The sequence below is a fragment of the Vibrio sp. genome, assembly GCF_984391705.1.
Genome location: NZ_CFHWOM010000046.1, coordinates 1 through 25,428, shown reverse-complemented (window position 1 = coordinate 25,428; position 25,428 = coordinate 1). Strand labels below are relative to the sequence as shown.

Genomic DNA, 25,428 nt, shown 5'->3' with positions numbered 1-25,428 from the left:
CGTAGGTGCAATGCTACTAGCATTCATCGGTCTAATCGCTCTAATCAACGGTATCTTAGGTGGCGTTGGCGGTTGGTTCGGTATGGAAAACCTAACTCTAGAACTTCTTCTAGGTTGGTTGTTCGCACCTCTAGCATTCCTAATCGGTGTTCCATGGGCTGAAGCAACATTTGCTGGTTCATTCATCGGTCAGAAACTGGTTGTTAACGAATTCGTAGCTTACCTAAACTTCGTACCTTACGTTGGTGATGCTGCTCAAGTTGTTCCAGCAACTGGTCAAGTAATGTCTGAGAAGACTCAAGCTATTATCGCATTCGCTCTATGTGGTTTCGCAAACCTTTCTTCTATCGCGATTCTACTAGGTGGTCTAGGTGGTCTAGCTCCAAACCGTCGTCACGACATCGCTCGTATGGGTGTTAAAGCGGTTTGTGCTGGTACGCTATCTAACCTAATGGCGGCGACAATCGCTGGCTTCTTCCTATCTTTCTAATTGATTAAGCGAAAGATTATATAGACGCCGTTTTACAAAGCCCCGTAGCAAGTTTCTTGCTGCGGGGCTTTTTGTTTTTCTGTACTTAGCGGCAGTAAAACAGCCTCAGGTTATAAAACACCTTGGGCGCGACACTCTTAGAATGTTGAGTGTTTAGTTGGATAAGGTTTGCCAATGCACTTTATCGAGCAAACGTTAACCAACGACTTTTTTGAGATACAAACCGTTTGCGCTCTATGAGCCACTACAGTTTTGCGACAAATATCTATAATGTATATATCTATAGAAAGTAGGCTATAACTCATGAATGAAGTTATCCTCGCAACCCTAGCTGGGTTTGTTGTCGGAATCCTGTTTTCAGTCATCAAGTTACCCGTACCCGCGCCACCCGTTTTATCAGGAGTGATGGGGATTGTCGGTGTTTACTTAGGTGGCGTAACTTATCAATGGATTATTGAGAAGTTTTTTAGCTAGCGTTGATTGATACAAGGAGTATGATTGGCGCTGGCCGTAGTGAAAGCTACGTATACCGTTAGACACTCAATCGTGGATTGTTGTGCCATAGACCAAACTGGTACTGTGCGGTGACAAGGATAGCAATTAGGGGTTAATTCGCTGTTACCCCTGAGTCTTCAAGGAACCAAGTCCGTTCATTAATGACTACATGGCTAACTCGATAATCGAGTTGAGCAGTAAAATTTTTGAATATTGATCGGAGATAGAAATGAGCGATTTAAAAGCAGCAGCACTACGTGCACTCAAACTAATGGACCTAACTACGTTGAATGATGACGATACAGACGCGAAAGTTATTTCACTTTGTCATGACGCAAAATCAGCAGTAGGTAACACAGCTGCAATCTGTATTTACCCTCGCTTTATTCCTATTGCTAAGAAGACACTTCGTGAGCAAGGTACACCAGAAGTTCGCATCGCGACTGTAACTAACTTCCCACACGGTAACGACGACATTGAAATCGCAGTTGCTGAGACTAAAGCGGCAGTTGCTTACGGTGCAGATGAAGTAGACGTAGTATTCCCTTACCGTGCTCTAATGGCAGGTAACGAAGAAGTTGGCTTCGAGCTAGTGAAGCAATGTAAAGAAGCGTGTGGTGACATCCTTCTTAAAGTGATCATCGAAACAGGTGAACTGAAAGAAGAAGCGCTAATCAAGAAAGCTTCTGAAATCTGTATCAAAGCGGGTGCAGACTTCATTAAAACTTCAACTGGTAAAGTGCCAGTAAACGCAACTCCAGAATACGCTCGCATGATGCTTGAAGTTATTCGCGATATGGGCGTTGCAGAAACTGTTGGTTTCAAACCAGCAGGTGGTGTTCGCACTGCAGAAGACGCAGCGGCATACCTAGCAATGGCTGATGAAATCCTAGGTGACAACTGGGTTGATGCTCGTCACTACCGTTTCGGTGCGTCAAGCCTACTAACTAACCTACTTAATACATTAGAAGTAACAGACGAAACTGCTGATCCAGCAGCTTACTAATTTTCTCGTTCGAGAATTAATAAAAATAAAGTCTGTTTGGTGGAGTAGTGACTCGCTGCTCCACATTACCTCTTTACCTTACAACCTTGCTGCTCAAAGCATGGGAGGATCTAATGTACTTACCTCAAGAAATTATTCGTAAAAAGCGCGACGGCGAAGTTCTAACTGCCGAAGAAATCAACTTCTTCATTCAAGGCGTTGCAAAAAACACTGTATCTGAAGGTCAGATCGCGGCGTTTGCAATGGCAATCTTTTTCAACGAGATGACCATGCCTGAGCGTATCGCACTGACGTGTGCAATGCGTGACTCTGGCATGGTGATCGATTGGAGCCACAAAGAGTTTGGCGGTCCTATCGTTGATAAACACTCAACCGGTGGTGTGGGTGACGTAACTTCGCTAATGCTTGGTCCTATGGTGGCAGCATGTGGTGGTTTCGTTCCTATGATCTCTGGTCGTGGCCTTGGTCACACTGGCGGTACGCTAGACAAGCTTGAGTCAATTCCAGGCTACAACATCACACCAACCAACGAAGTGTTTGGTGATGTGACAAAAGACGCAGGCGTGGCGATTATCGGTCAAACTGGTGACTTAGCACCTGCAGACAAGCGTGTATACGCGACTCGTGATATTACCGCGACAGTAGACAACATCTCGCTTATCACAGCGTCAATTCTGTCGAAGAAACTGGCTGCCGGTCTTGAGTCTCTAGTTATGGATGTAAAAGTAGGCTCTGGTGCGTTTATGCCAACTTACGAAGCATCTGAAGAGCTAGCGAAATCAATCGTAGCGGTAGCAAACGGTGCAGGCACCAAGACAACTGCAATTCTAACTGATATGAACCAAGTACTGGCTTCTTCAGCGGGTAACGCAGTAGAAGTTCGTGAAGCGGTTCAGTTCCTAACTGGTGAATACCGTAACCCTCGTTTACTGGAAGTAACGATGGCGTCATGTGCTGAAATGTTGGTATTGGCAAAACTTGCTGATGACACAGCAGATGCGCGTGCAAAACTGATGGAAGTACTCGATAACGGTAAAGCGGCACAGTGCTTCGGCAAGATGGTTTCAGGCCTTGGTGGCCCAGTAGATTTCGTAGAAAACTACGACAACTACCTAGAAAAAGCAGAAATCATCAAGCCAGTATTTGCTGATGAATCTGGTGTCGTTTCAGCAATGGATACCCGTGCAATCGGTATGGCAGTTGTTTCTATGGGTGGTGGTCGCCGCGTTGCAACCGACGTGATCGACTACGCAGTCGGCTTTGATGGCTTTATTCGCTTGGGTGAACAAGCGTCTAGTGACAAGCCTCTAGCTGTGATCCACGCTCGCAATGAAGAGCAGTGGCAAGAAGCGGCGAACGCACTGAAAGCGGCGATTACAATTGGTGGTGAATATACGCCTACGCCAGAGGTGTATCGTCAGATTCGCGCGGAAGACCTGTAATCTCGTCATACTTGAAGCTGCAGCAGTGCTTATGTTTTCGCTGCAACTTCAACCAGGCTGGGTTAAATAATTACAATTAGATTGGTCGATTGAGCATTTTCTCTCGGCCAGTTAAAGGAAGAGAGCAATGAAAAGAGCATTTATTTTAGTCTTAGACTCATTTGGTATCGGTGCAACGGCTGATGCGAAAGATTTTGGTGATGTGGGTTCTGACACCCTAGGTCACATCGCAGAGCAGTGTGACAAAGGTTTAGCTGACAACGCAGACCGTAGCGGCGCACTTAAGCTACCTAACCTATCTAAGCTAGGCTTAGCGATGGCGCACAAAGAGTCAACAGGCAGCTTTGCTCCTGGCCTTGACGCTGACGCTGAAATCATCGGTGCATACGGCCATGCGGCTGAGCTTTCTTCTGGTAAAGATACTCCATCAGGTCACTGGGAAATTGCAGGTGTACCTGTACTGTTTGATTGGGGCTACTTCACTGATAAAGCAAACAGCTTCCCGAAAGAGCTAACAGACCGCATTCTTGAGCGTGCAGGTCTAGACGGCTTCCTAGGTAACTGTCACGCGTCAGGTACACAGGTTCTTGATGATCTGGGTGAAGAGCATATGAAGACTGGCCAACCAATCTTCTATACTTCTGCTGACTCTGTATTCCAAATTGCATGTCATGAAGAAACATTCGGCTTAGACCGTCTTCTAGAGCTGTGCCAAATCGCACGTGAAGAGCTTGAAGATTACAACATTGGTCGTGTTATCGCTCGTCCATTCATCGGCCCAGGTAAAGGCCAGTTTGAGCGTACGGGTAACCGTCGTGACCTATCCGTTGAGCCACCTTCAGCAACAATTCTTCAAAAGCTAGTTGATGAGAAGGGCGGTGAAGTTCACTCGATTGGTAAGATCTCTGATATTTATGCTGGCTGTGGTATCACTAAGAAGACCAAAGCTACGGGCATCCCAGCTCTATTTGAAGCGACCAAAGAAGCAATCAAAGAAGCGGGTGATAATACTATCGTATTCACTAACTTTGTTGACTTTGATTCTGCTTACGGCCACCGTCGTGACGTAGCGGGTTATGCAGCAGCGCTAGAGTACTTTGACGGTCGTATCCATGAAGTAATGGAGCTGATGGAAGAAGATGACTTGCTAATTCTTACTGCTGACCACGGTTGTGATCCAACATGGCCAGGTACAGATCATACACGTGAGCATATCCCTGTGATCGTATACGGCGCTAAAGTACCAGCGGGCTCTTTAGGTCTACGTGATACGTTTGCTGATATTGGCCAAACGCTAGCAAGCCACTTTGGTACCTCACCAATGGATTACGGTAAAAACTTTCTGTAATTCTAAATAGATATTTTAAATAGAGGGCTTGTCCCTCTATTCTTTTGTTTATTGCTTACTTATATCCGATTAAGAAAAGGAAATTAAATCATGGCAACTCCACATATCAACGCAGAAATGGGTGCATTCGCAGACGTCGTACTAATGCCGGGTGATCCGCTACGTGCTAAATACATTGCGGAAACTTTCTTGGAAGACGTTGTACAGGTATGTGATGTACGCAACATGTACGGTTTCACGGGTACTTACAAAGGTCGTAAAGTATCAGTAATGGGTCACGGTATGGGTATCCCATCGTGTTCTATTTACGCGACTGAGCTTATCAAAGACTTTGGCGTGAAGAAGATCATCCGTGTCGGTAGTTGTGGTGCGGTAAGTGAAGATATTAAAGTTCGCGACGTTGTGATCGGCATAGGTGCGTGTACTGACTCTAAAGTGAACCGTATTCGCTTTAAAGGCCATGACTTTGCAGCTATCGCAGACTACAAGATGGTTCGTGCCGCAGAAGACGCAGCGAAAGCTCGTGGCATTGAAGTGAAAGTTGGGAACCTGTTCTCTGCTGAGCTGTTCTACACGCCAGATCCAGAAATGTTCGACGTAATGGACAAATACGGCATCGTAGGTGTTGAGATGGAAGCGGCGGGTATCTACGGCGTATGTGCTGAGTACGGTGCTAAAGCTTTGACTATCTGTACTGTTTCAGACCACATCAAAACAGGCGAGCAAACGACTTCAGATGAGCGTCAGACAACGTTCAACGACATGATGATCATTGCTCTAGACTCTGTTCTTCTGGGTGATGACGAATAAGCGTACTAACTAGTAAAATAAAGGGTTGGCGTATGACGCCAACCCTTTAGTGTTTTTATACTCTCTAATTTTTCTACATGTCTTTTAGCAACAAGTTTTCGCCTTTCTGTTTTGGCTTGCGACGAATAACAATAGCCAACAATAAGCCAGAAATAAAACTCATGCCCACCATGGTGTACATATAGCGGTCGCTTTTACGGTAATAGTGATCCGAAAAAGCGGTTACACGACCCGTTTCAAAGGTGATTCGGACAAAACCCAATACAACATTGTCTCGAATAATAGGCTCAACCAATTGCTGTTTACCAATACGAGCGGTTTCAAGTGGAGTGTCTAGCCCCAGAATCTGACGGACTGACTTAGCACTGTCACTAGAAGCAAGGCGTATTCCTTCCGCATCATAGATAGTCGCGTCATAAACTAATCTATCTTGCGCTAGTTGGTTAGTGAGTTTCAGCAGGCGTTCTTGATCTTGGCTGATGATCATATCCCCAGCAGAAAGAGAAGCTTGGGAGACGAGGACTTGAGTTAATGTCTCTAGCTGGTTTTGCTGGATTTGTTCATTGCCCTTGGTGATCTTAACGCTATTTACGCCAATAATAGCCACCATTGCCACTAAAGAGAGTATGGCGAGCGCGCGCAAAGCATTTCGAAATGAAAACAAAGATGAGTCCATCTGACACCAAAATATCCGTTAAATTTAGCTGAAGAACATATTGAGACTTGCGCTTTCAAATTGCAATAGGTTAACGTGTGGTAAGGTTTTATAAGGATTCAAAACATGGACAGGTTCAACACGTTACCCATTCGTCGTCATATACCCCTCGTCAATCGTCTACCCGAAACACGTCTTGCTACTAGCTTTGATAAAGCGAAAGCGAACTGGATTGTGTTTAGCACGTATTTGTCAGCTGCACAGTTTGAAGATATTGATTTCTACACTGGTTATTACAACTCAGTGATTGATGTCTGGAAAGTGGGCCAATACGAAGTGGCTCTCATGGAAGGAGCGTTAACTCCAGAGCATGAAGAGATTCTACAGGCCTTAGAGCTAGACTATGCCAAGCTTCAAGATATCCCCGATCTCTCTAAGCCAGGTTTAGTGGTGTTCGATATGGACTCAACAGCTATTCAGATAGAGTGTATTGATGAGATAGCTAAACTAGCTGGAGTGGGGGAAGAGGTAGCGGCAGTCACGGAGCGTGCAATGCAAGGAGAGTTGGACTTTGAGCAAAGTCTGCGCCAGCGCGTTGGCAAGCTAAAAGGAGCGGACGAGAGTATTCTTGAACAGGTGCGTTCAGAATTACCATTTATGCCAGATCTTCCTGAGCTCATTCAAACATTTAAACGGTTTGGATGGAAAACCGCTATTGCATCTGGTGGATTCACATACTTTTCAGATTATTTGAAAGATCATCTCAGCCTAGATCATGCGCAATCGAACCAGCTAGAAATCGTTGATGGTAAGCTTACTGGACAAGTGTTAGGTGAGGTGGTTTCAGCTCAAACTAAGGCCGATATCCTTGTTCAATTAGCTGAGCAATATGATGTCGAGCCGCATAACACAATTGCGGTCGGAGATGGGGCGAATGATTTAACCATGATGAGTGCTTCTGGGCTTGGAATCGCATATCATGCAAAGCCTAAAGTCGAACAGCAAGCTCAAACCGCAATCCGCTACAGCGGGCTTGGAGGGGTGATTTGCATTTTATCCGCACTCTTGGTTAAGCAAAAACGAGTCAGTTTTTCTCCTCTCAAATAACAAAACAAAAAGGCGAGGGTATCCTCGCCTTTGTTATTGAGTTAGCTCAAGCCTAATTAATACTTCTTCCGTAATGTCGGTTAACTCACCATAACCGACTATTCCATTGATCTCTTTCTCAAGGCTTCGCGCCTTATGAAGACTTACTTGGCTAAGCTCTTGGAGATCTTTTTGGATTAATGCCGTCATTGGATCAAAGACCGGCGTTCCACAGACTCGAATTGCGTAAAACTCTCCCATAGACTGAGCATTCTTAATAAAAGCGATACGCTCCTTGATGCTACTAAAATCACTTAACAATTTAGACTCGACGGATTGAATTCGAGTACCAAACTTGAGTGCGACTATGTATAGCTCTTGGTATTGTGGTTCTGCTCCCTCAACCCTTTTCATCGGTTGAGCTAACAGCGTACTTGTTCGTCCTTTGTAGATAGGTTCAAGCGAGTAGTTTTGACCGCTGCCTAATTTTGCCATTAAGGTCAAATAAGAAGGGATTGGGTAATTTATACCGATCACTTTTGGGCGTAGGTTGCTGCCTTTCTTCTCAACAAAGATAGGAGAGCTCACGACTTTATCTAGCAGAATATCGTGAAGACCTTCGAGTAAATCGTTGCTTGGTAACAGCTCTTTCTTCGCGATAAGCTTTTCTTGATTATGAGTAATGAGACGACCAAAGAATGCAATAACACGCATTGTGTGGCTCTCTTCAATCATCGCGAGTTGTAACTGTTTGCCACTTGGGCTGATACGAATGATTTTGTATGGCACGCTATCCAGTGGCAACTTTTTATCGTATAGCTGAAGCTCTTTGAAGTTGATAGTACAGAGGTCGTCAGCTTTAAGTCTGCATGGCTCAGCCAACGCAATACTAGCGCCATGTTTAGAAAGATCTAACGTTGTTCCTTGCAGCACTTCTCCATTGCTCAGTGTAAGCTCGATTGGAGACTTAAACTGATATCTAGGCTCTTTACGGCGAGACTTTGCATCAAAATAAAGGCAAACGGGGTTGTAGCTTGGATTACGATTATGACGGAATTGGTTCAGTTCACTACTGGCTAACCTTGGTTTATCAGTTAAGAGGTAATCTTGACGACTCCGGTGGTCACTGATTTCCTGCAACATACCACAGTGAGTTAGGCAGTTAGGCTCTAAGCCAAGTTCGGTGGAGTGCTGTGCTAATTCCTGTCGCTCTTCTTCTGAGAGTTCAAACACAGACAGCCTGAACGCTTTCCAGCTCTCTTTTTTTGCCCCAATGTGCCAAAACAATTGCCTTACTTCACGCGTAGCCTCGGGCATCATCATCGAGAAAAACAGTTGCTGACCTTTGTGCTCATGTGTGAATGAATAAAGTACATTGTTACTGCCCTTCATTCCTGGCGTTGTAAGGTTGGTCATGCGTTGCGCATTGAAAAGGCTGCTAAGAGTCTGCTGGTTTCGTTCGTCTTGCCAGTACTGCCAAATGGCATAATTGTTCTCAGTCATGAGTACTAGCTTGAGTTCGTCACCACTGAAAAATACTGGCAAATTGCATGTGTGTTTGAGATAGGTGTGTTCGAAGCCACGTGAGCGAGCTCGAATTATCTTGTCTTGATTATCGTGACGTGCTTTTTGTGCATCGTTCTTTAGGTACTGCTCGATCACAATACTGAGAGTGTTGGTATCATCGAGCTTTAACAATCGTAAAAACTTAACCGCGTCGTTTTCATAGGATTCATCAATACCGACAACGCGGTATGGAATAGAATTATGAATTCCTTCGATGTCACTGGTTTGCTCTAGTTCAACAAAGCGAACATTTACAATTTCACCAAGTTTGTAGTCAAAGGCAGACGGTACTTTAAACTTGGCTCCTGATGGAGATAAATCGATAGTAACGGCGTGAACTAACTGCTTGTTAGCGAGCTTGATTTCTATTTGAGAAGAAATTCTTAAACGGTTTTCTCGGCGTTTAAGATCATAGCCGAGATTAATCGCTTCTACTTCAAGAGGGTTTGATTCTGAGGCTGTGCCACCACCAGGTGAGTGTCCTCGTTGTTTCATGACTCTGAAGTTATTATGCGTATTACAAAGTGCTTCCCATACCCCTTCGGTATAGCCACCAAACTTACGGGTATTTTTGTGGTACGCGTTGAATGCAACGTCGTCAAGCCAGTGCTTTAGACCATCAAGCTGATACTCTCGGCATTCACCGTTAACGCGTCCGCGAAGGTCAATACTTTTTGTGCACGGAGCCATTACACGGTTTAGCTCCATTTTTACCAGAATTTTGACTGATGGGGGCTCGCCTTCTGTCATTTGACCGAGAAGGAATTCAAAATCATCCGCGTGATAAGCAGGAATAAGTCTTTCTGCTAAAGAAAGGATTTCTGGCTGCTGCATATTGATTGTTTAAAGTACTCCATACTTCAGGATATCGACCTTGATATTAAGATCTTTAGTGATAAGTTACCGCGAATCAAGCAAAATTAGGCTCAAAGCAATATCCCAGTTCACAAATACCAATATGAGGCGACATGGCTAAAGCAAAAAGAGCGTACGTCTGTAACGACTGTGGCGCAGACTTTCCCCGTTGGCAAGGGCAATGCAATGCATGTGGAGCGTGGAATACCATCAGCGAAGTGAGACTTGCCGCTTCCCCTGCAGCTGCACGCAATGAGCGATTAACTGGTTATGCAGGTAATTCTGGTGAGACTCAGGTTCAGACGCTATCAGAAATAGATCTGCAAGAAGTACCGCGTTTTACTAGTGGCTTCAAAGAATTAGATCGCGTGCTTGGCGGCGGTGTGGTGCCAGGAGCGGCAATATTGATTGGTGGTAACCCGGGCGCGGGTAAATCTACTCTGCTGCTACAAACGATGTGTTACCTAGCGTCACAAATGCCAACTCTCTATGTTACAGGTGAAGAGTCTTTGCAGCAGGTAGCGATGAGAGCATCTCGCTTGGGCTTACCTAAAGATAACTTGAAGATGCTCTCTGAAACGAATGTGGATCGTATCTGCCAGATTGCGGAAAAAGAACAACCAAAGATCTTGGTGATCGACTCGATCCAAGTAATGCACGTGTCCGATGTGCAATCATCACCGGGTAGTGTTGCTCAGGTGCGTGAATCAGCGACAGCGTTAACGCGTTATGCTAAGCAAAACAATGTCTCAGTGTTTATTGTTGGCCACGTAACGAAAGATGGCACTTTAGCTGGACCTAAGGTACTTGAGCATATCATTGACTGCTCAGTGCTGCTTGATGGTGGAACGGACAGCCGCTTTAGAACGTTACGCAGCCATAAAAACCGTTTTGGTGCGGTGAATGAACTGGGTGTATTTGCTATGACGGGGCAAGGACTTAAAGAAGTCAGTAACCCATCGGCAATCTTCTTGTCCCGTGGTGAAGAAGATACCTCTGGTAGCTCAGTGATGGTGGTGTGGGAAGGTACGCGACCACTGCTGGTGGAAATTCAAGCTTTGGTTGATTACTCTCAATTAGCCAATCCTCGCCGTGTTGCTGTCGGTTTAGAGCAGAACCGTTTGTCATTGCTGTTAGCTGTCCTGCATAAACATGGTGGCTTACAAATGGCAGATCAAGACGTATTTGTTAATGTCGTTGGCGGGGTAAAAGTCACAGAAACCAGTGCAGACTTGGCTTTGGTGATGGCTCTACTTTCAAGCTTTAGAGATCGTCCGTTACCAAAAGATGTGGTGGTGTTTGGTGAAGTAGGGTTAGCAGGGGAGATTCGTCCTGTACCTAGCGGTCAAGAGCGTTTGAATGAAGCATTTAAACATGGCTTTAAGAAAGCGATTGTCCCTGCTGCGAATATGCCCAAAGGCGGTATTCCGGGCATGCAAATTCATGGGGTGAAGAAGCTCTCTGAGGCGATTGAAGCATTTGATGAATTGTGATGAATCATTAAAAAGGTCGGCATTTGCCGACCTTTTTTATATCTAGAGCATATCAGCCGCTTTCTCAACTGCAGCCACTAAACGTTCAACGTCATCTTGCGTGTTGTAGACAGCAAATGAAGCACGAATGGTGCCCTTTACGCCAAGTGCATCCATTAGTGGATGGGCACAGTGATTACCAGCACGAACAGCGATACCTTGTTGATCAAGCAAGGTCGCAACGTCTTGGTGGTGAACTCCTTCAAGAATAAATGAGAGTACCGATGCGCCTTTCTGATAGCCAAGTATTTTCACATCGTCGATGGTTTTTAGTGATTCGTAAGCCAACTCGACTAAATGGTGGATATGCTGCTCGACAGAACAATGGTCAAATTGAGAGTACCAATCGATCGCTTCTGCGAGTGCTATCGCGCCAGCTACATTAGGGGTACCAGCTTCAAATTTTCCGGGGACTTGCGTAAATGTGGTTCCGGAAAACGACACTTTTTCGACCATTTTTCCACCGCCGTGCCATGGTGGCATAGACTCAAGCAAATCCAACTTGCCAAACAAAACACCGATGCCGGCAGGGGCGTAGAGTTTATGGCCGGAAAAAACGTAAAAATCTGCATCCAGAACGCTCATATTCAGTTGCTCATGAACGATGCCTTGTGCACCATCAACCACAACAACCGCTCCTGCTTGATGGGCTTTCTGGATTATTTCTTCAATTGGCTGACGAGTCCCGGTGACGTTGGTAATGTGGGCGATAGCAACAATTTTCGTTCTACTATTAATCAACTGCTCAAAGGACGCCATATCCAATCGGCAGTTATTGGTCATTGGGATCTTTGTCACTATAGCGCCAGTTTGCTCTGCCACTATCTGCCATGGGACGATATTCGCGTGATGTTCCATCTCGCCAACTAAAATCTCATCGCCAGGTTTGAGTGTATTCCTAGCATAAGTCTGGGCAATTAAGTTCAGCGCCTCAGTCGCACCGCGCGTCCAGATCACTTCCTTGGGGGAAGCCGCACCAATGAATGTTGCAACAGTATGGCGAGCAGCCTCAAATTGGCTAGTGGCTTCTGCCGTCAAACTATGGCTACCACGATGCACGTTTGCATTTTGTCGCTCATAGTATTGGCTGATTGCACTGATCACGCATTTAGGTTTTTGAGTAGTAGCAGCGCTATCAAGGTAAACTAAGCGTTGCTGATTGATTTGTTGTTGTAGAGCTGGGAATTCGCTTGCAACGTTCTGAGCATCAAACATTCTCATCACCTAGTTTGTGATACTGCAATGTTGGAATCGTGACCATTGGCTCTGCAACTGTCCAAGCATGAGCTTTACCTGATAGATTTATGATGATTTCCATCGCAAATTCAAGAGCGGTTCCAGGGCCTTGGCTGGTGAGAAGATTGTGATTGATATCGTAAGTGACACGCTTAACACGGCGATATTTTTCTGGAATACGCTCCTGGAAGCTAGGGTGGCAAGTCATCAGGGCTTCTGGGTAAAGGTCATGATGCAACAGAACAAGAGCTGGGGCGGCGCAAATTGCGGCGACAAGCTTGCCTTCGTACATTTGCTGGCGCACGATTTCTACTAGTACTGTACTATCTCTGAATGTCTCTGAGCCTTCGATACCACCAGGTAAAATTACTGCGTCAAACTCGTCATCTGCGACATCCACTAATTTGCAATCTGCAGTAAGTGTGACGCCTCGAGAGGCTTTCATCGTGAGTTGGCCATCAAAGTCAGCGCTTGCCACGGTAACTTCGTACCCCGCTCGTACCATCATATCTATGATGGTAATCGCCTCCATTTCTTCTGTTCCTGGTGCGATAGGGATTAGTACTTTTTTGCTCATGATGTCCAACTCTGTTCAATGTGTTTGATTTGTTGATATAGCGCCATATTGACCGGCACGGCTAAGTGGTGGTGTTGCGCTCTTTGTATGAGATAGCCAGTGATAAAGTCTATTTCACTTGGGCGCCTATGGACAATATCTTGATGCATAGATGAATGATTTTTTGCTGTTGCTTGAATAACATTATAAACGTGTATTTCGAGCTCTTCGCGTGTCAGGGCTTGGCCTTCCTTAGTCAACACGAGATGCAGTTCATCAAGTACGCTATGTATAGTGTCACGGTATGCTACTTGTGCAAGTTGACCATTATTCACCTGGTGGATCGCGGTTAGCGGGTTTATCGCGCAGTTGATGGCCAGCTTAAGCCATAGCGCATTCATTATGTCATTATTCCAGATTACTTGAGGCAGAGCGTGCGCAAATACTTCTTGAAGAAATTGGCACTGCTTTCCTTTTGAATTGAAACCACCCAATTGGGTTTGCCCAAACCCCGTGTGAGATACATGATGCTTAGAGAGACGCAATGCACCGTGTGTTGTGGTCGCCAACACAAGTGGGTTATTCGGTAGTCGTGAAGTGACAAGTTCTGCGGTACCCATTCCATTGTGCATTAGTACGACAATACAGTCAGAATGAATATGCTGCAGTAAGGGCTCAAGCGCAGATACGACATGGGGGGCTTTGACTGTGACCAGTATTAAGTCTGCTTGTTGGAGATGAGATGGCTGGTTATTCGCTAGAGTAAACGATGGTTTATCGTCAAGCTGGAGCGTTAGTTCAGACGAACTCTGTTGTGAATAAAGAGAAACTGAATGCCCTGCATTATGTAGTGAATATGCCCACAAAGAGCCGACCGCACCAGGCCCCAAAACTACAATATTCATGTCTTATTCTGGAAATTGAGGATTTGCCAAGAGAATAAGGTTATCAGGCGAGAAAGCAAATAAAAATGGCACCCGAAGGTGCCACTTATTATGCGCTGTTTAGAACTTGTACGTGACAGCGAAGTAATGACCAACGCCAGACGATTCGAATGCGCTGCTGTCTTCGATGCCGTATACATCGCTGTATAGTTTAAGACCGTAACCGACAGCGAATTGATCGTTGTGCCAGTAGAGACCGTTAAACATTGCGCCACCATGGCTAGCAGAGCTGTACTCTTCTTTCATACCAAATTGGTAATCAACGTAACCTTGGTATGAAATGAATGAGCCGTTTTCAAAGAAGTAGAATGGTTTGAACCAGTTTGTCGATACTTGGTAGCCGTTCCAGTCTTTTTGTTTTACGTCGTAGTTTGCGTAAAGGTTGAACTGCATTTTACCGAACCATGGAACCATGACATCAGAACCAATACCGATCATTGATTGGAAGCCAGGCTCTTTCTCAGCTACTAGGTTTTCGCCTGTGTTAGGGTCAGTTTTGCTTAGTTCGTAACTGTATGATGCACCACCGTCAATAACGGTGTAGTTTGCGATGTATAGTTCTTGAACTGGACCGAAAGAAAGGTCTTTACCAGTTAGACCGTCTAGTGACATACGAGGCGCGAATTTAGCAAATAAACGATCACCGCCTGCTTTATCGCTGTCGTCATCATTCGTCAAGTTGAACACATCAATGTAACCGTACAGATCGAAAATACCTGAGCGACCACCAAACTCCATTTCAAGGTAAGTGTGGTCGATGCTGCCTGGCTTTTCATTTACCGTGTGCATCAGGTTAAACTGCAGGAATTTTGAGTCATTCTTGTGAACATCATCTGAGTAGTCTGCTGCCATTGCTGGAGCTGTCATCGCTGCCACAACACCAAGAGCTAGAAGTGATTTACGCATAGTGGAACTCTCTATGTTTGTTAATTCAATTATTCATTGGATATTTGTTTAAGTGCACAATCTTTGTCGTGCTTTATGGGGCTGCATAATATCGATAAAAATCTCAAAAACCATCTGCAACTGATGTAAAAAAAACTAAATTGAGCGATCTGGATCTCATTAACAAGTTAAAAATGGTCATGCAACGGAACTAAATTTTAGTTGCACAAAAAATGATAGAGGTAACGATTACGCAAACGCTTGGTTTGAATTTGATGTTCATCACATGTTCAATTCCTCATTTACCTGATCTTTCTTAAATAAGTTGCGTATCTGTAACTAAAGTGTTTGAAGGAGTTGTTGATGCAAGAGGTAATGCTATTTCCGTTGAGCTCTATTGTGTTACCTGAAGGTAAAATGAGACTTCGTGTATTTGAAGAGAGGTATAAGCGGTTAGTGGTTGATGCTCTAAAGCAAGATGGGCTGTTTGGCATTTGTTTGTTTGAAAAGCAACATAGAGTTGAAGATAGCGAGTTATCCTCAGTTGGTACCCTAGTGCAAATTATCGATTTTGAGCAGTTAGATGATGGTTTATTGGGCATTACCGTTACAGGCCTCAAGAGGTTTATGATTCGGAGAGTGAGAACTGAGCATGATGGCTTGCGGTTTGCCAAGGTAGAATGGTTGCCTAACTGGCAAGTAAAAGAACTGTGCCAGCAAGGGGAAACTCTGAGTTTAAAACTTCAAGAGGTCTACACACAGTTCGAGCAGCTCAATAAACTGTATGACCAAAAGTTTTTTGATGATGAGACTTGGGTTAGTCAACGTTGGTTAGAAATACTTCCTTTATCAAACAGGCAGTTTGACTCTCTTGCGCTTGAGTTGGATTGCCAGTCTGCGGTGAATTATTTGAGCCAAACTCTAAATTATGAGTCCAATAATGATCCTAACCGCTACCTTTAACGTAGTAAGGTCAATTACAGGGTGTAAAGGATAGTCGAATGAGCAATCTGGATACGCAAAACTATACTAAAGCTGATTGGGCTTCATGTATGGATAGGGTTAAACAGCAAGACAAGCAAGCCTTTGCCTTAGTGTTCAAACATTTCTCTCCCCGCTTAAAGCAGTTTACCTACAGACATGTTGGTAACGAGCAGGTCGCATTAGAAATGGTGCAAGAAACATTAGCAACGGTTTGGCAAAAAAGCGCTCTTTTTAACGGTGACAAAAGTTCACTCTCAACATGGATTTTTACGATTGCGAGGAATCTATGTTTCGACATGCTCCGTCGTCAAAAAGGTCGTGACCAACATTTGCACTCTGAAGATATTTGGCCCAATGATTACTGCCCACCTGATATGGTGGACCATTATTCTCCGGAAGCGGATATGCTTAAAGAGCAAGTTGTAAAATTCTTGGATACGCTTCCTGAGGCTCAGAGAAAAGTTGTTCAGGCCGTCTACTTAGAAGATCTTCCTCACCAACAAGTGGCGGAGATGTTTGATATCCCTTTGGGTACAGTAAAGTCGAGACTAAGGCTTGCTGTTGAGAAACTAAGACATTCAATAGAGGCGGATAAATTATGAGTTACCATCCCGACAGCCAGATGCTTCAAGCCTATGTTGAAGGTACGTTAGACGCGGTGACCGCATTCACGGTAGCCATTCATTTGGAAGCTTGCCCTCATTGTAACAGACAAGTCGCGATGATTGAGCAACAGTGTGGCCAAGCCCTGTTCAGTCTAGACGTAGAAAATGAGACGAGTTCAGACCCGTTAGCCGAGATGTTTGATGATATTGTGGCCCTTGAGCAAAACAATGAACCATTTCGTCTTCCTCAGCAGCCAAAGCTAATTGTGGTTAATGATAAATCGTTCATGTTACCACGTGCGATAAGCCGCTTTAGCAGTGATATCGGTGATTGGAAAAGCTACGGCGGTAAGGTGTTTAGCGCTCCAGTAGACATTTCGGATTCTTGTCGAGTGAATTTGATGTATATCGCCGAAGATGTGCAAATTCCCCAACACACCCATAAAGGGATTGAATCAACCTTAATTTTACATGGTGGTTTTAGTGATGAAGATGGTCACTATGAAGCAGGTGATTACCTAGTAAAAGATGCGTCTATCAAGCACAGTCCATTTACTCAGAAAGGTGAAGACTGTTTATGTTTAACGGTCCTCACTGAGCCGATGATATTTACGCAAGGGGTGGCGCGCCTGTTCAACAGATTCGGGAAGGGGTTGTATCCTTAATTATCTGTTCAGCAACAATGAAAAAGGCTTGGTTTTTCCAAGCCTTCTTGTTTTCTGGGACTTAAGAATCTGTAGCTTTCACTTGCTCTGATTCTTCAGCATCTCGCTTTCGAGCTTTCTCCAACATGTCAGAAAAATAGTGTCTCAACGAATAGAGCATCAATAGACTTGGAATGACCATTAGTGCGGTTAAAATGAAGAACATTGACCAGTCATTTAGATAATCGACAAGCTCGCCGGAGAAGGATGCGAGAGTCGTTCTACCAAAGTTACCTAGTGAGGCCAGCAAAGCATACTGAGTGGCTGAAAACGCTTGACCTGTTACCACGGTTAAGAAGGAAACAAAGGCAACGGTTGAGAAGGCAGAAGTAAAGTTGTCCACGACGAGAGTCGCTAAGAATAGCTGTTCATTAGGTCCCACTTTTGCCATCCAAGCAAACATTAGGTTACTTGATGCCATGGCGATACCACCGATCATTAAGCCGCGAACGATACCAAATTTCACATTGACCATACTACCGATCAAAGTAAATAGGATGGTTAATCCCCAACCAATCAGTTTTGAGTAGTAACCAATTTGTTCATTCGAGAAGCCAACTTCTTTATAGAAAGTGATCGACATTCTTCCTAAGAATGCTTCCCCAATCTTAAACAAGAACACGAACAAAAGTAGTGTCAGTGCGACGCGGAAGCCATTACGCTTGAAGAAGTCTAGGAAAGGTTCGACAACGGTTACCGTAATCCAAGCGAGAGCTTTATTACCTACGACTTGGTTGTGGCGCTGCTCTGCTTCTGCCTGTAAAGATGCACGGTGTGTTTTTGGCTCTCCTACAAGTAAGGTAAAGAGCATCAATAACCCTACAATAGCGGCCATTCCGTAGTAGACGCCATTCCAACCAATTGCATCCGCATTGATAAAGGCCAAATAGCCAGGAACCGAGTACCCAGTCCACCAGCCAATGACTGCCATCGCAGAAGCTTGAGGTAATTTAGATGGTTCCGATTTAGGGAAGCTATCTATACGGAATGCGTCGATCGCAATATCTTGAGTTGCTGATGATATTGCGATGCCAAGTGCCAACATAGAAGTGAGCATCAAGTTCTGAGATGGATCAACACCAGCAATAAACAGCGTGCAGACGAGTACCACAGATTGACACAAGAAAATCCAGCTACGACGTTGACCTAAAAAGGAATGTAAAACAGGAAGACGGACGCGGTCGACAAGCGGAGCCCAAAGAAAATTAATGGCATAGACAGCGAATACGCTACCAAAGTAGCCGATTGCTGCACGAGTCAGTCCAGCATCTTTGAGCCAACCAGACATATTGGAACCAATAAGAACCCATGGAAAGCCACTCGAGCAGCCTAACATGAACACCCATAATAAGCGCTTGTCCATATAGCTTTGGATGGTTTCTCGCCAAGTCATGGAAGGAGAGTCAGAAGACATACACGATTCCTTGTAGAAGTTTCGGTCAGCAAAAGGCTCTAGCCGAAAAGCTAGAGCCTGAAAGAGTGATTATGGAAGGAGAGTTGCTTTAGTTATAATAATAGGCTCAACCGGTACGTCTCGGTAGCGGCCAACGGTATGAGTGCGTTTTTGACTCATGTCCTGAACAACATTGAATCCTTGAGTCACTTTACCAAATACCGCATAACCTGGTGGACGTTGGTCGTAGTCCAAAAAGCTGTTATCGACAAAGTTAATAAAGAACTGACGTGTAGCAGAATCAGGATCATTGGTTCTTGCCATTGCAAGCGTCGCGGTTTTGTTTTGCAAACCATTGTTGGCTTCGTTCTTGATTGGAGCATAGGTCGGCAATTGCTTCATATCTTTATCGAAGCCGCCACCCTGAGCCATAAAACCAGGAATAACTCGGTGAAATTGAGTGCCAACATAGCTGCCATCTTCCACATAACGTAAAAAGTTCTTCACAGTGATAGGGGCGCGTTGGTCATTGAGTTCAACCGTAAATGAGCCTAAATTTGTTTCGAATTCTACCTTAGGTCCCGCGAGTGCTAAGCTGCTAAATAGTGCTAAAGATGCTATGGCCAATTTACGCATTAGAAACGCTCCTGCATGTAAGATTGAAGCTCACGATCGTTGGCGACTTCTTGCAAAACAAGATTTACTACGTCGTTTAATACGCCTTCGATATCTTCATTAGAAGCACTTAACGCACCAGTACGTTTAGCGGTACCTGTGTAAGTTTTTACAAGTTTACCTTGCGGTGTTTCAGCTGTGATTTCGACAACTACCTTACCATCCATTTCATTTTCCATAATGGTATGCTTTACGGAAACTAATGCTTCTTGAACTTCGATTTGAATGCTGTTCTCGCTGGTTACAGTGCTTCTAAAACCCTGCGATTGGAACTGCTCTAGTAAAGCATTCTCAAGAGAGATTCGAACATTTTGCTTTGAATGGATAGGTTCAATGTTTGAACGGCCACTATCCACTAAAGCGACGTATTGAGCCGAGCGAACATCTTTGCTGGTTAGACTGAACGTCGCATCTTGAACTAAATCGCCATTGCTAAGTACCGCTTTTGGCATAAAGTTAATTTGCTCTTGTTGAGGCGCTGCACACGCGGTGAGAAGTGCCATTGATGCGGCTAAAACCAGTTTTCTCATTGTAATTTCCTTTATTCGAAACTCGATAGTCCTAGAACTAGGATAGTGAACTATTTAGTTGCTTGTAAAATAACAAATTTTTTGTTTGCCGCAACTTGCTTAACGTTCGACTTACCAAATAATCTTGATAACTTCCCATCGTAGCCGAGGTGGCGGTTACCGATAACTAATAATTGCCCACCAGTGCTAAGAACATGCTTTGCATCACAGAACATTTGCCATGCGATATGATCTGTAATGGCTTGTTGCTGATGGAATGGAGGATTACAGACAACGAGGTCTGCACTATGTGCCTCGAATCCATCTAGGCAGTTGTTTGTGGTACAGGTAAAGCTGGTGAAGTTGGGCACATTGTTTTCTAGATTACGCCTTGCAGAAAGCGTTGACATGAAACTCTCGTCAACGCAGGTCAACGTGATGTCAGGATTAAGCTGAGCAAGTTTCACTGATAGCACACCGTTACCGCATCCAAGATCTATAACTCTCTTGCTTTCTAGCCCCTTAGGCAAATGCTGTAGCATAAATCGAGCACCAAGATCTAAGCTTTCTCCAGAGTAGACATTGGGCAAATTGTCTAATTGGATGTCGTGTTCTTCCACCTGCCAGGAAGTAAATGGCTCGACTTCCATAGCGTGTTGGGTATTGGAGCAAGCAAAAACTAAGCGGTGTTTTTTCCATGCAAGTGATGTTGTAGTTATGCCTAGATGTTTTTCAAACAGCTTCAATGTTGATGTATGGATTTCTTTTGCTTTATTTACGGCAATAACCGGAACATCGTTTGGCAGTGTCTTTCTCAACTGATGAAGTAGCCATACCAAATGGCGGTTACTTTTTGGCAGTTGAATCAATACCAGATCAACATCTTTTGGGACATCGTCGATTGTAGAAGCTAAGGACACTTGGCCACATTGGTTTTGAGCTAAGTTAGCCAATGTTGCTTGGTGTGAAATGAATGAATCACTCATCATAGTGACTCGGTGTTGATCGGAAAACCAACAGCTCAATGCGCCAAAATGGTCGTTGAGAATTAAAATATGTTGTTGCGATGGTAAGGCTAACTGCTCAACATGATTGATGAGATACTCGTCTCCGGCATCCCAAGCTTGAAGGGTTTCATTGTTTCTTATGGGATAACGGTGCAGAATAAGGGTGCGATCGTGTAGCGAAAGCTCAGTTTTCATAATTGAGTGATTAGCTAATTAATAGTGATTAAATTGTCGCAGAAGAGCAGCAAACAGGAAACTAAAACCTTTTGCTTTATAGCCAGTACGATTATTATCTATCCTTTGAAGCTGTTCATAATTAAATGGTGAAACACAATGCTGCAAGAAGTGATTGAAACCAAACTGCATACTGAATTGGAACCCGAGTACTTAAAGGTTATCAATGAGAGCTATATGCACAACGTTGCTCCAGGCTCAGAAAGTCACTTCAAAGTGATTTTGGTGAGTGCAAAGTTTGAAGGAGTGAGGTTGATTGGCCGACACCGTTTAGTGAATCAAGTATTAGCTGACGAATTAGCAAACCACATTCACGCACTTTCTATTCACACCTACACCGCGAGCGAGTGGCAAGCGCAGGAGCAGTCTGCACCTGACAGCCCTATGTGTTTAGGCGGTTCCAAATAGTTTTTCCAAAGGGCAGCAAAGCTGCCTTTTTTATTGGTTGTTCAGCTTACACGTGTTAACAATGTATAAACAAATAAATCATTCGATTAGTTTTAATTCAGATTGTTTCACGATATGAATGGATAGAAACATTACGCCAGTTGTGGACATTAGTGTTTGTGCGATGGCTCAAACTTATGACTATTCCTTAGCCTTTTAAACTCAATTCCTTCGAAATATCTCCTTTAATACCTGTATTGGTCATGGCATCAACTTCCCAAAAGATGCTAGACTATCGCACCTGATAAATCTCGCCGTTTTCTTGTAGCGAGATTTTTAATAGGATGTTGCGATTTTGGTGTTTGAAACAATGCCAAAACCGGACACTAGTGTCGTGTCTAAAAGTTACGCAATCAAAGAATCTTTTTCCCGATAAAAGTAGTGCAAGTGCGTATGATTACAATAAAGAAGGGCTTGGATCTTCCTATCGCAGGAGCTCCATCCCAGGTGATTAATGATGGTAAGACCATCAAAAAAGTCGCCTTGCTTGGCGAAGAGTACGTTGGCATGCGTCCTACCATGCATGTCCGCGTTGGCGACGAAGTAAAGAAAGCCCAAGTTCTTTTTGAAGACAAGAAGAACCCAGGTGTTAAATTTACTGCGCCAGTAGCTGGTAAAGTGATCGAGATTAACCGTGGTGCTAAACGTGTACTTCAATCTGTTGTGATTGAAGTAGCAGGTGAAGAACAGGTTACTTTTGACAAGTTTGAAGCTAGCCAACTAGCAGGTCTTGACCGCGAAGCGGTAAAAACTCAACTAGTTGAATCTGGTCTTTGGACAGCTTTACGTACTCGTCCGTTCAGCAAGGTTCCAGCAATTGAGTCTTCTACAAAGGCTATCTTCGTAACTGCTATGGATACTAATCCTCTAGCAGCTCAGCCTGAGTTGATCATCAATGAACAACAAGAAGCATTCGTTGCAGGTCTAGATCTGCTTTCAACGTTGACAGATGGCAAGGTTTACGTATGTAAATCTGGTACTAGTCTGCCACGTTCTTCTCAGTCAAATGTTGAAGAGCATGTATTTGATGGCCCTCACCCAGCAGGTCTTGCTGGCACCCACATGCATTTCCTATACCCAGTAAATGCAGAAAATGTGGCGTGGAGCATCAACTACCAAGACGTTATTGCGTTCGGTAAGTTGTTCCTAACTGGTGAACTTTATACTGACCGTGTTATTTCTCTGGCTGGCCCAGTAGTGAATAACCCTCGTCTAGTTCGTACAACTCTAGGTGCAAGCCTTGAAGACGTAACGGACAGCGAGTTAATGCCAGGTGAAGTTCGTGTGATTTCTGGTTCGGTACTAACAGGTACTCACGCAACTGGTCCTCACGCTTACCTAGGTCGTTACCACGTACAGGTTTCTGTATTACGTGAAGGCCGTGAAAAAGAGCTATTCGGCTGGGCTATGCCTGGTAAGAACAAGTTCTCTATCACTCGCTCATTCCTTGGTCACATCTTCAAAGGTCAGTTGTTCAACATGACAACGACGACTAACGGTAGTGATCGTTCTATGGTTCCAATCGGTAACTACGAGCGCATTATGCCGCTTGATATGGAACCGACTCTGCTACTTCGTGATCTATGTGCAGGCGATACTGACAGTGCAGCAGCACTGGGTGCGCTAGAGCTAGACGAAGAAGATGTAGCATTGTGTACCTTTGTTTGTCCTGGTAAGTACGAGTACGGTGAACTACTTCGTGAATGCCTAGATAAGATCGAGAAGGAAGGGTAATTTTCATGGCTCTTAAAAAGTTTCTTGAAGACATCGAGCATCACTTTGAGCCAGGCGGCAAACATGAAAAATGGTTTGCTCTGTACGAAGCTGTAGCAACAGTTTTCTACACTCCTGGTCTAATCACAAAGAAGAGCTCACACGTTCGTGATAGCGTTGACCTAAAACGTATCATGATCATGGTTTGGTTCGCGGTATTCCCAGCAATGTTCTGGGGTATGTACAACGCGGGTGGCCAAGCTATCGCAGCGCTTAACCACATGTATGCTGGTGAGCAACTTGCAGCAGTAGTTGCAGGTAACTGGCACTACTGGCTAACAGAAATGCTGGGTGGCACCTTAGCCGCCGATGCAGGCGTTGGCTCTAAGATGATCTTAGGTGCAACGTACTTCCTACCTATCTACGCAACGGTATTCATCGTTGGTGGTTTCTGGGAAGTTCTGTTCTGTATGGTGCGTAAGCACGAAGTTAACGAAGGTTTCTTTGTAACTTCGATCCTGTTTGCACTGATCGTTCCGCCAACACTTCCTCTATGGCAAGCGGCACTAGGTATTACCTTCGGTGTTGTTGTTGCTAAAGAGATCTTCGGTGGTACTGGTCGTAACTTCCTTAACCCAGCACTTGCTGGCCGTGCTTTCCTATTCTTCGCTTACCCTGCGCAAATCTCGGGTGACGTTGTTTGGACTGCAGCTGACGGCTTCTCTGGTGCAACGGCGCTTAGCCAATGGGCACAAGGTGGTAGCGGTGCGCTAGTGAACACAGTATCTGGTGAAGCAATCACTTGGATGGATGCGTTCATTGGTAACATCCCAGGTTCTATCGGTGAAGTATCTACGCTTGCACTTATGATTGGTGCTGCAATGATCGTTTACATGCGAATCGCTTCTTGGCGCATCATCGCGGGTGTAATGATCGGTATGATTGCAACGGCTACGCTATTTAACGTAATCGGTTCAGATACTAACCCAATGTTCAACATGCCATGGCACTGGCACCTAGTTCTAGGTGGTTTTGCATTCGGTATGTTCTTCATGGCGACAGACCCTGTATCAGCTTCATTTACTAATAAAGGTAAATGGTGGTACGGCGCGCTAATCGGCGTGATGTGTGTACTAATCCGTGTAGTTAACCCAGCATACCCAGAAGGTATGATGCTGGCGATTCTATTCGCTAACCTGTTCGCACCTCTATTCGACCATGTAGTAATTGAGAAGAACATCAAGCGGAGACTAGCACGCTATGGCAAGTAATAACGACAGCATTAAAAAGACGCTGGGTGTTGTTGTCGGGTTGAGCCTTGTTTGTTCAATCATCGTATCAACAGCAGCCGTTGGTCTTCGTGATAAGCAAAAAGCTAACGCTGTACTAGATAAGCAAACTAAGATCGTTGAAGTTGCTGGCATTGAAGCAGAAGGTAAGAAAGTACCTGAGCTATTTGCACAGTACATCGAACCTCGTCTAGTAGATTTTGAAACTGGTGCTTTTGTTGACGGTAATGCGGCGACTTACGACCAGCGTAAAGCTGCTAAAGATCCAGCAGAGTCTATCAAGCTAACCGCTGACCAAGACAAAGCTAAGATCCTACGTCGTGCAAACACTGGTGTTGTATACCTAGTGAAAGAAGGCGATGCAGTATCTAAGATCATTCTACCTGTTCACGGTAATGGTCTATGGTCAATGATGTACGCATTCGTTGCTGTAGAAACTGACGGTAACACTGTATCTGCAATCACTTACTACGAGCAGGGTGAAACTCCTGGACTTGGTGGTGAAGTTGAGAACCCTTCATGGCGTGCTCAATTTGTTGGTAAGAAGCTTTACGATGAAAACTTCAAGCCAGCTATCAAAGTTGTTAAGGGTGGTGCTCCAGCCGGTTCTGAACACGGTGTTGATGGCCTATCAGGTGCGACACTAACAGGTAACGGTGTTCAAGGTACATTTGATTTCTGGTTAGGCGATATGGGCTTTGGTCCATTCCTAGCAAAAGTTCGTGACGGAGGTCTGAACTAATGTCTAGCGCACAAAACGTTAAGAAGAGTCTGTTAGCACCAGTATTGGACAACAACCCAATCGCGCTTCAGGTTCTTGGTGTTTGTTCTGCTCTTGCAGTAACCACCAAACTAGAAACGGCTTTTGTAATGACACTAGCGGTTATCTTTGTAACTGCACTGTCTAACTTCTTCGTTTCGGTAATCCGTAACCACATTCCAAACAGCGTGCGTATCATCGT

The 25,428-nt window shown here is 44.6% G+C and carries 26 protein-coding genes; 16 read left to right on the top strand and 10 right to left on the bottom strand.

Annotated elements, in window-relative coordinates:
• The 6 genes from AC4MRV_RS17420 to deoD form a co-directional block, all read left to right on the top strand.
• Window positions 1-490: nucleoside transporter C-terminal domain-containing protein (locus AC4MRV_RS17420; RefSeq protein ID WP_491188587.1), on the top strand; the 490-nt coding region annotated here is incomplete at its 5' end.
• Between the two features lie 303 nt (window positions 491-793).
• Window positions 794-964, top strand: a complete 171-nt coding sequence (locus tag AC4MRV_RS17415; RefSeq protein WP_159655120.1) for a XapX domain-containing protein — start codon at window positions 794-796, stop codon at window positions 962-964.
• Between the two features lie 250 nt (window positions 965-1,214).
• Window positions 1,215-1,991 carry a deoxyribose-phosphate aldolase gene (deoC, locus tag AC4MRV_RS17410; RefSeq protein ID WP_408690508.1) on the top strand — a complete coding sequence of 259 codons (777 nt, stop codon included), beginning with the start codon at window positions 1,215-1,217 and terminating at the stop codon, window positions 1,989-1,991.
• A 113-nt stretch (window positions 1,992-2,104) separates the two neighbouring features.
• Entirely contained in the window at window positions 2,105-3,433 is a 1,329-nt protein-coding gene (gene deoA / locus AC4MRV_RS17405) for a thymidine phosphorylase (RefSeq protein ID WP_491188586.1), read from the top strand.
• Between the two features lie 127 nt (window positions 3,434-3,560).
• Window positions 3,561-4,781, top strand: coding sequence for a phosphopentomutase (locus AC4MRV_RS17400; protein WP_491188585.1), 1,221 nt, complete (start codon window positions 3,561-3,563; stop codon window positions 4,779-4,781).
• Between the two features lie 90 nt (window positions 4,782-4,871).
• Window positions 4,872-5,591, top strand: coding sequence for a purine-nucleoside phosphorylase (gene deoD, locus AC4MRV_RS17395; RefSeq protein ID WP_491188584.1), 720 nt, complete (start codon window positions 4,872-4,874; stop codon window positions 5,589-5,591).
• 73 nt (window positions 5,592-5,664) lie between these two features.
• On the opposite strand, the gene AC4MRV_RS17390 is transcribed toward deoD, so the two are convergent.
• Entirely contained in the window at window positions 5,665-6,267 is a 603-nt protein-coding gene (locus AC4MRV_RS17390; protein ID WP_491188583.1) for a YtjB family periplasmic protein, read from the bottom strand.
• Window positions 6,268-6,372: 105 nt separating this feature from the next.
• On the opposite strand from AC4MRV_RS17390, the gene serB reads away from it, so the two are divergent.
• Window positions 6,373-7,353: a phosphoserine phosphatase gene (serB, locus tag AC4MRV_RS17385; RefSeq protein WP_491188582.1), complete on the top strand. Its 981-nt coding sequence runs from the start codon at window positions 6,373-6,375 to the stop codon at window positions 7,351-7,353.
• A 33-nt stretch (window positions 7,354-7,386) separates the two neighbouring features.
• Here the strand turns inward: serB and AC4MRV_RS17380 are convergent, their stop codons facing one another.
• Complete coding sequence (locus tag AC4MRV_RS17380) at window positions 7,387-9,732, bottom strand: PilZ domain-containing protein (RefSeq protein WP_491188581.1); 2,346 nt, start codon at window positions 9,730-9,732, stop codon at window positions 7,387-7,389.
• 134 nt (window positions 9,733-9,866) lie between these two features.
• Here AC4MRV_RS17380 and radA point away from each other — a divergent pair, with 134 nt between their 5' ends.
• Window positions 9,867-11,246 carry a DNA repair protein RadA gene (gene radA / locus AC4MRV_RS17375; RefSeq protein WP_491188580.1) on the top strand — a complete coding sequence of 460 codons (1,380 nt, stop codon included), beginning with the start codon at window positions 9,867-9,869 and terminating at the stop codon, window positions 11,244-11,246.
• Window positions 11,247-11,288: 42 nt separating this feature from the next.
• Here radA and csdA read toward each other — a convergent pair whose 3' ends face one another.
• The 4 genes from csdA to AC4MRV_RS17355 all read right to left on the bottom strand — a co-directional run bounded on the left by csdA (window position 11,289) and on the right by AC4MRV_RS17355 (window position 14,927).
• Window positions 11,289-12,500, bottom strand: a complete 1,212-nt coding sequence (gene csdA, locus AC4MRV_RS17370; RefSeq protein WP_491188579.1) for a cysteine desulfurase CsdA — start codon at window positions 12,498-12,500, stop codon at window positions 11,289-11,291.
• Entirely contained in the window at window positions 12,493-13,098 is a 606-nt protein-coding gene (locus AC4MRV_RS17365) for a DJ-1 family glyoxalase III (RefSeq protein WP_491188578.1), read from the bottom strand. Before AC4MRV_RS17365 ends, csdA begins: the two co-directional genes overlap by 8 nt.
• Window positions 13,095-13,982: a 2-dehydropantoate 2-reductase gene (gene panE, locus AC4MRV_RS17360; RefSeq protein ID WP_491188577.1), complete on the bottom strand. Its 888-nt coding sequence runs from the start codon at window positions 13,980-13,982 to the stop codon at window positions 13,095-13,097. Before panE ends, AC4MRV_RS17365 begins: the two co-directional genes overlap by 4 nt.
• Before the next feature lie 99 nt (window positions 13,983-14,081).
• Window positions 14,082-14,927: a nucleoside-specific channel-forming Tsx family protein gene (locus tag AC4MRV_RS17355; protein WP_491188576.1), complete on the bottom strand. Its 846-nt coding sequence runs from the start codon at window positions 14,925-14,927 to the stop codon at window positions 14,082-14,084.
• A gap of 342 nt (window positions 14,928-15,269) precedes the next feature.
• Between AC4MRV_RS17355 and AC4MRV_RS17350 the strand changes: the two genes are divergently transcribed.
• Genes AC4MRV_RS17350 through AC4MRV_RS17340 form a run of 3 tightly spaced genes read left to right on the top strand, consistent with a single transcriptional unit; the run spans window position 15,270 to window position 17,160 of the window.
• Window positions 15,270-15,869 carry an LON peptidase substrate-binding domain-containing protein gene (locus tag AC4MRV_RS17350; RefSeq protein ID WP_491188575.1) on the top strand — a complete coding sequence of 200 codons (600 nt, stop codon included), beginning with the start codon at window positions 15,270-15,272 and terminating at the stop codon, window positions 15,867-15,869.
• A gap of 38 nt (window positions 15,870-15,907) precedes the next feature.
• Entirely contained in the window at window positions 15,908-16,492 is a 585-nt protein-coding gene (locus AC4MRV_RS17345) for an RNA polymerase sigma factor (protein ID WP_491188574.1), read from the top strand.
• On the top strand, window positions 16,489-17,160 hold the full coding sequence (locus AC4MRV_RS17340; RefSeq protein WP_491188573.1) for a ChrR family anti-sigma-E factor: 672 nt from the start codon (window positions 16,489-16,491) through the stop codon (window positions 17,158-17,160). Before AC4MRV_RS17345 ends, AC4MRV_RS17340 begins: the two co-directional genes overlap by 4 nt.
• Window positions 17,161-17,221: 61 nt before the next feature.
• Here the strand turns inward: AC4MRV_RS17340 and AC4MRV_RS17335 are convergent, their stop codons facing one another.
• From AC4MRV_RS17335 to AC4MRV_RS17320, 4 genes are all read right to left on the bottom strand, one after another.
• Window positions 17,222-18,613, bottom strand: a complete 1,392-nt coding sequence (locus AC4MRV_RS17335) for an AmpG family muropeptide MFS transporter (RefSeq protein ID WP_491188572.1) — start codon at window positions 18,611-18,613, stop codon at window positions 17,222-17,224.
• 69 nt (window positions 18,614-18,682) lie between these two features.
• Window positions 18,683-19,228, bottom strand: a complete 546-nt coding sequence (locus tag AC4MRV_RS17330) for a peptidylprolyl isomerase (RefSeq protein ID WP_491188571.1) — start codon at window positions 19,226-19,228, stop codon at window positions 18,683-18,685.
• Window positions 19,228-19,797 carry a YajG family lipoprotein gene (locus tag AC4MRV_RS17325; RefSeq protein ID WP_491188570.1) on the bottom strand — a complete coding sequence of 190 codons (570 nt, stop codon included), beginning with the start codon at window positions 19,795-19,797 and terminating at the stop codon, window positions 19,228-19,230. The genes AC4MRV_RS17330 and AC4MRV_RS17325 overlap by 1 nt, the downstream gene beginning before the upstream one ends.
• A gap of 50 nt (window positions 19,798-19,847) precedes the next feature.
• A complete protein-coding gene (locus AC4MRV_RS17320; RefSeq protein WP_491188569.1) occupies window positions 19,848-20,978 on the bottom strand; it encodes a methyltransferase in 1,131 nt (376 codons plus the stop codon).
• 138 nt (window positions 20,979-21,116) lie between these two features.
• On the opposite strand from AC4MRV_RS17320, the gene AC4MRV_RS17315 reads away from it, so the two are divergent.
• From AC4MRV_RS17315 to AC4MRV_RS17295, 5 genes are all read left to right on the top strand, one after another.
• Complete coding sequence (locus AC4MRV_RS17315) at window positions 21,117-21,425, top strand: BolA family protein (RefSeq protein ID WP_491188568.1); 309 nt, start codon at window positions 21,117-21,119, stop codon at window positions 21,423-21,425.
• A gap of 432 nt (window positions 21,426-21,857) precedes the next feature.
• Window positions 21,858-23,198, top strand: a complete 1,341-nt coding sequence (locus AC4MRV_RS17310; protein ID WP_491188567.1) for a Na(+)-translocating NADH-quinone reductase subunit A — start codon at window positions 21,858-21,860, stop codon at window positions 23,196-23,198.
• A 5-nt stretch (window positions 23,199-23,203) separates the two neighbouring features.
• Window positions 23,204-24,448: an NADH:ubiquinone reductase (Na(+)-transporting) subunit B gene (locus AC4MRV_RS17305; protein WP_491188566.1), complete on the top strand. Its 1,245-nt coding sequence runs from the start codon at window positions 23,204-23,206 to the stop codon at window positions 24,446-24,448.
• Entirely contained in the window at window positions 24,438-25,208 is a 771-nt protein-coding gene (locus AC4MRV_RS17300; RefSeq protein WP_491188565.1) for a Na(+)-translocating NADH-quinone reductase subunit C, read from the top strand. Before AC4MRV_RS17305 ends, AC4MRV_RS17300 begins: the two co-directional genes overlap by 11 nt.
• Window positions 25,208-25,428 (top strand): Rnf-Nqr domain containing protein (locus AC4MRV_RS17295; RefSeq protein WP_491188564.1); only part of this gene is annotated, 221 nt, incomplete at its 3' end. The genes AC4MRV_RS17300 and AC4MRV_RS17295, both read left to right, overlap by 1 nt.

Excerpts from the sequence above, each read along its gene's own strand:
- AC4MRV_RS17415 (WP_159655120.1), top strand. The coding sequence starts at position 794 with ATGAATGAAGTTATCCTCGCAACCCTAGCTGGGTTTGTTGTCGGAATC.
- deoC (WP_408690508.1), top strand. The coding sequence starts at position 1,215 with ATGAGCGATTTAAAAGCAGCAGCACTACGTGCACTCAAACTAATGGAC.
- deoA (WP_491188586.1), top strand. The coding sequence starts at position 2,105 with ATGTACTTACCTCAAGAAATTATTCGTAAAAAGCGCGACGGCGAAGTT.
- AC4MRV_RS17400 (WP_491188585.1), top strand. The coding sequence starts at position 3,561 with ATGAAAAGAGCATTTATTTTAGTCTTAGACTCATTTGGTATCGGTGCA.
- deoD (WP_491188584.1), top strand. The coding sequence starts at position 4,872 with ATGGCAACTCCACATATCAACGCAGAAATGGGTGCATTCGCAGACGTC.
- AC4MRV_RS17390 (WP_491188583.1), bottom strand. The coding sequence starts at position 6,267 with ATGGACTCATCTTTGTTTTCATTTCGAAATGCTTTGCGCGCGCTCGCC.
- serB (WP_491188582.1), top strand. The coding sequence starts at position 6,373 with ATGGACAGGTTCAACACGTTACCCATTCGTCGTCATATACCCCTCGTC.
- AC4MRV_RS17380 (WP_491188581.1), bottom strand. The coding sequence starts at position 9,732 with ATGCAGCAGCCAGAAATCCTTTCTTTAGCAGAAAGACTTATTCCTGCT.
- radA (WP_491188580.1), top strand. The coding sequence starts at position 9,867 with ATGGCTAAAGCAAAAAGAGCGTACGTCTGTAACGACTGTGGCGCAGAC.
- csdA (WP_491188579.1), bottom strand. The coding sequence starts at position 12,500 with ATGTTTGATGCTCAGAACGTTGCAAGCGAATTCCCAGCTCTACAACAA.
- AC4MRV_RS17365 (WP_491188578.1), bottom strand. The coding sequence starts at position 13,098 with ATGAGCAAAAAAGTACTAATCCCTATCGCACCAGGAACAGAAGAAATG.
- panE (WP_491188577.1), bottom strand. The coding sequence starts at position 13,982 with ATGAATATTGTAGTTTTGGGGCCTGGTGCGGTCGGCTCTTTGTGGGCA.
- AC4MRV_RS17355 (WP_491188576.1), bottom strand. The coding sequence starts at position 14,927 with ATGCGTAAATCACTTCTAGCTCTTGGTGTTGTGGCAGCGATGACAGCT.
- AC4MRV_RS17350 (WP_491188575.1), top strand. The coding sequence starts at position 15,270 with ATGCAAGAGGTAATGCTATTTCCGTTGAGCTCTATTGTGTTACCTGAA.
- AC4MRV_RS17345 (WP_491188574.1), top strand. The coding sequence starts at position 15,908 with ATGAGCAATCTGGATACGCAAAACTATACTAAAGCTGATTGGGCTTCA.
- AC4MRV_RS17340 (WP_491188573.1), top strand. The coding sequence starts at position 16,489 with ATGAGTTACCATCCCGACAGCCAGATGCTTCAAGCCTATGTTGAAGGT.
- AC4MRV_RS17335 (WP_491188572.1), bottom strand. The coding sequence starts at position 18,613 with ATGTCTTCTGACTCTCCTTCCATGACTTGGCGAGAAACCATCCAAAGC.
- AC4MRV_RS17330 (WP_491188571.1), bottom strand. The coding sequence starts at position 19,228 with ATGCGTAAATTGGCCATAGCATCTTTAGCACTATTTAGCAGCTTAGCA.
- AC4MRV_RS17325 (WP_491188570.1), bottom strand. The coding sequence starts at position 19,797 with ATGAGAAAACTGGTTTTAGCCGCATCAATGGCACTTCTCACCGCGTGT.
- AC4MRV_RS17320 (WP_491188569.1), bottom strand. The coding sequence starts at position 20,978 with ATGAAAACTGAGCTTTCGCTACACGATCGCACCCTTATTCTGCACCGT.
- AC4MRV_RS17315 (WP_491188568.1), top strand. The coding sequence starts at position 21,117 with ATGCTGCAAGAAGTGATTGAAACCAAACTGCATACTGAATTGGAACCC.
- AC4MRV_RS17310 (WP_491188567.1), top strand. The coding sequence starts at position 21,858 with ATGATTACAATAAAGAAGGGCTTGGATCTTCCTATCGCAGGAGCTCCA.
- AC4MRV_RS17305 (WP_491188566.1), top strand. The coding sequence starts at position 23,204 with ATGGCTCTTAAAAAGTTTCTTGAAGACATCGAGCATCACTTTGAGCCA.
- AC4MRV_RS17300 (WP_491188565.1), top strand. The coding sequence starts at position 24,438 with ATGGCAAGTAATAACGACAGCATTAAAAAGACGCTGGGTGTTGTTGTC.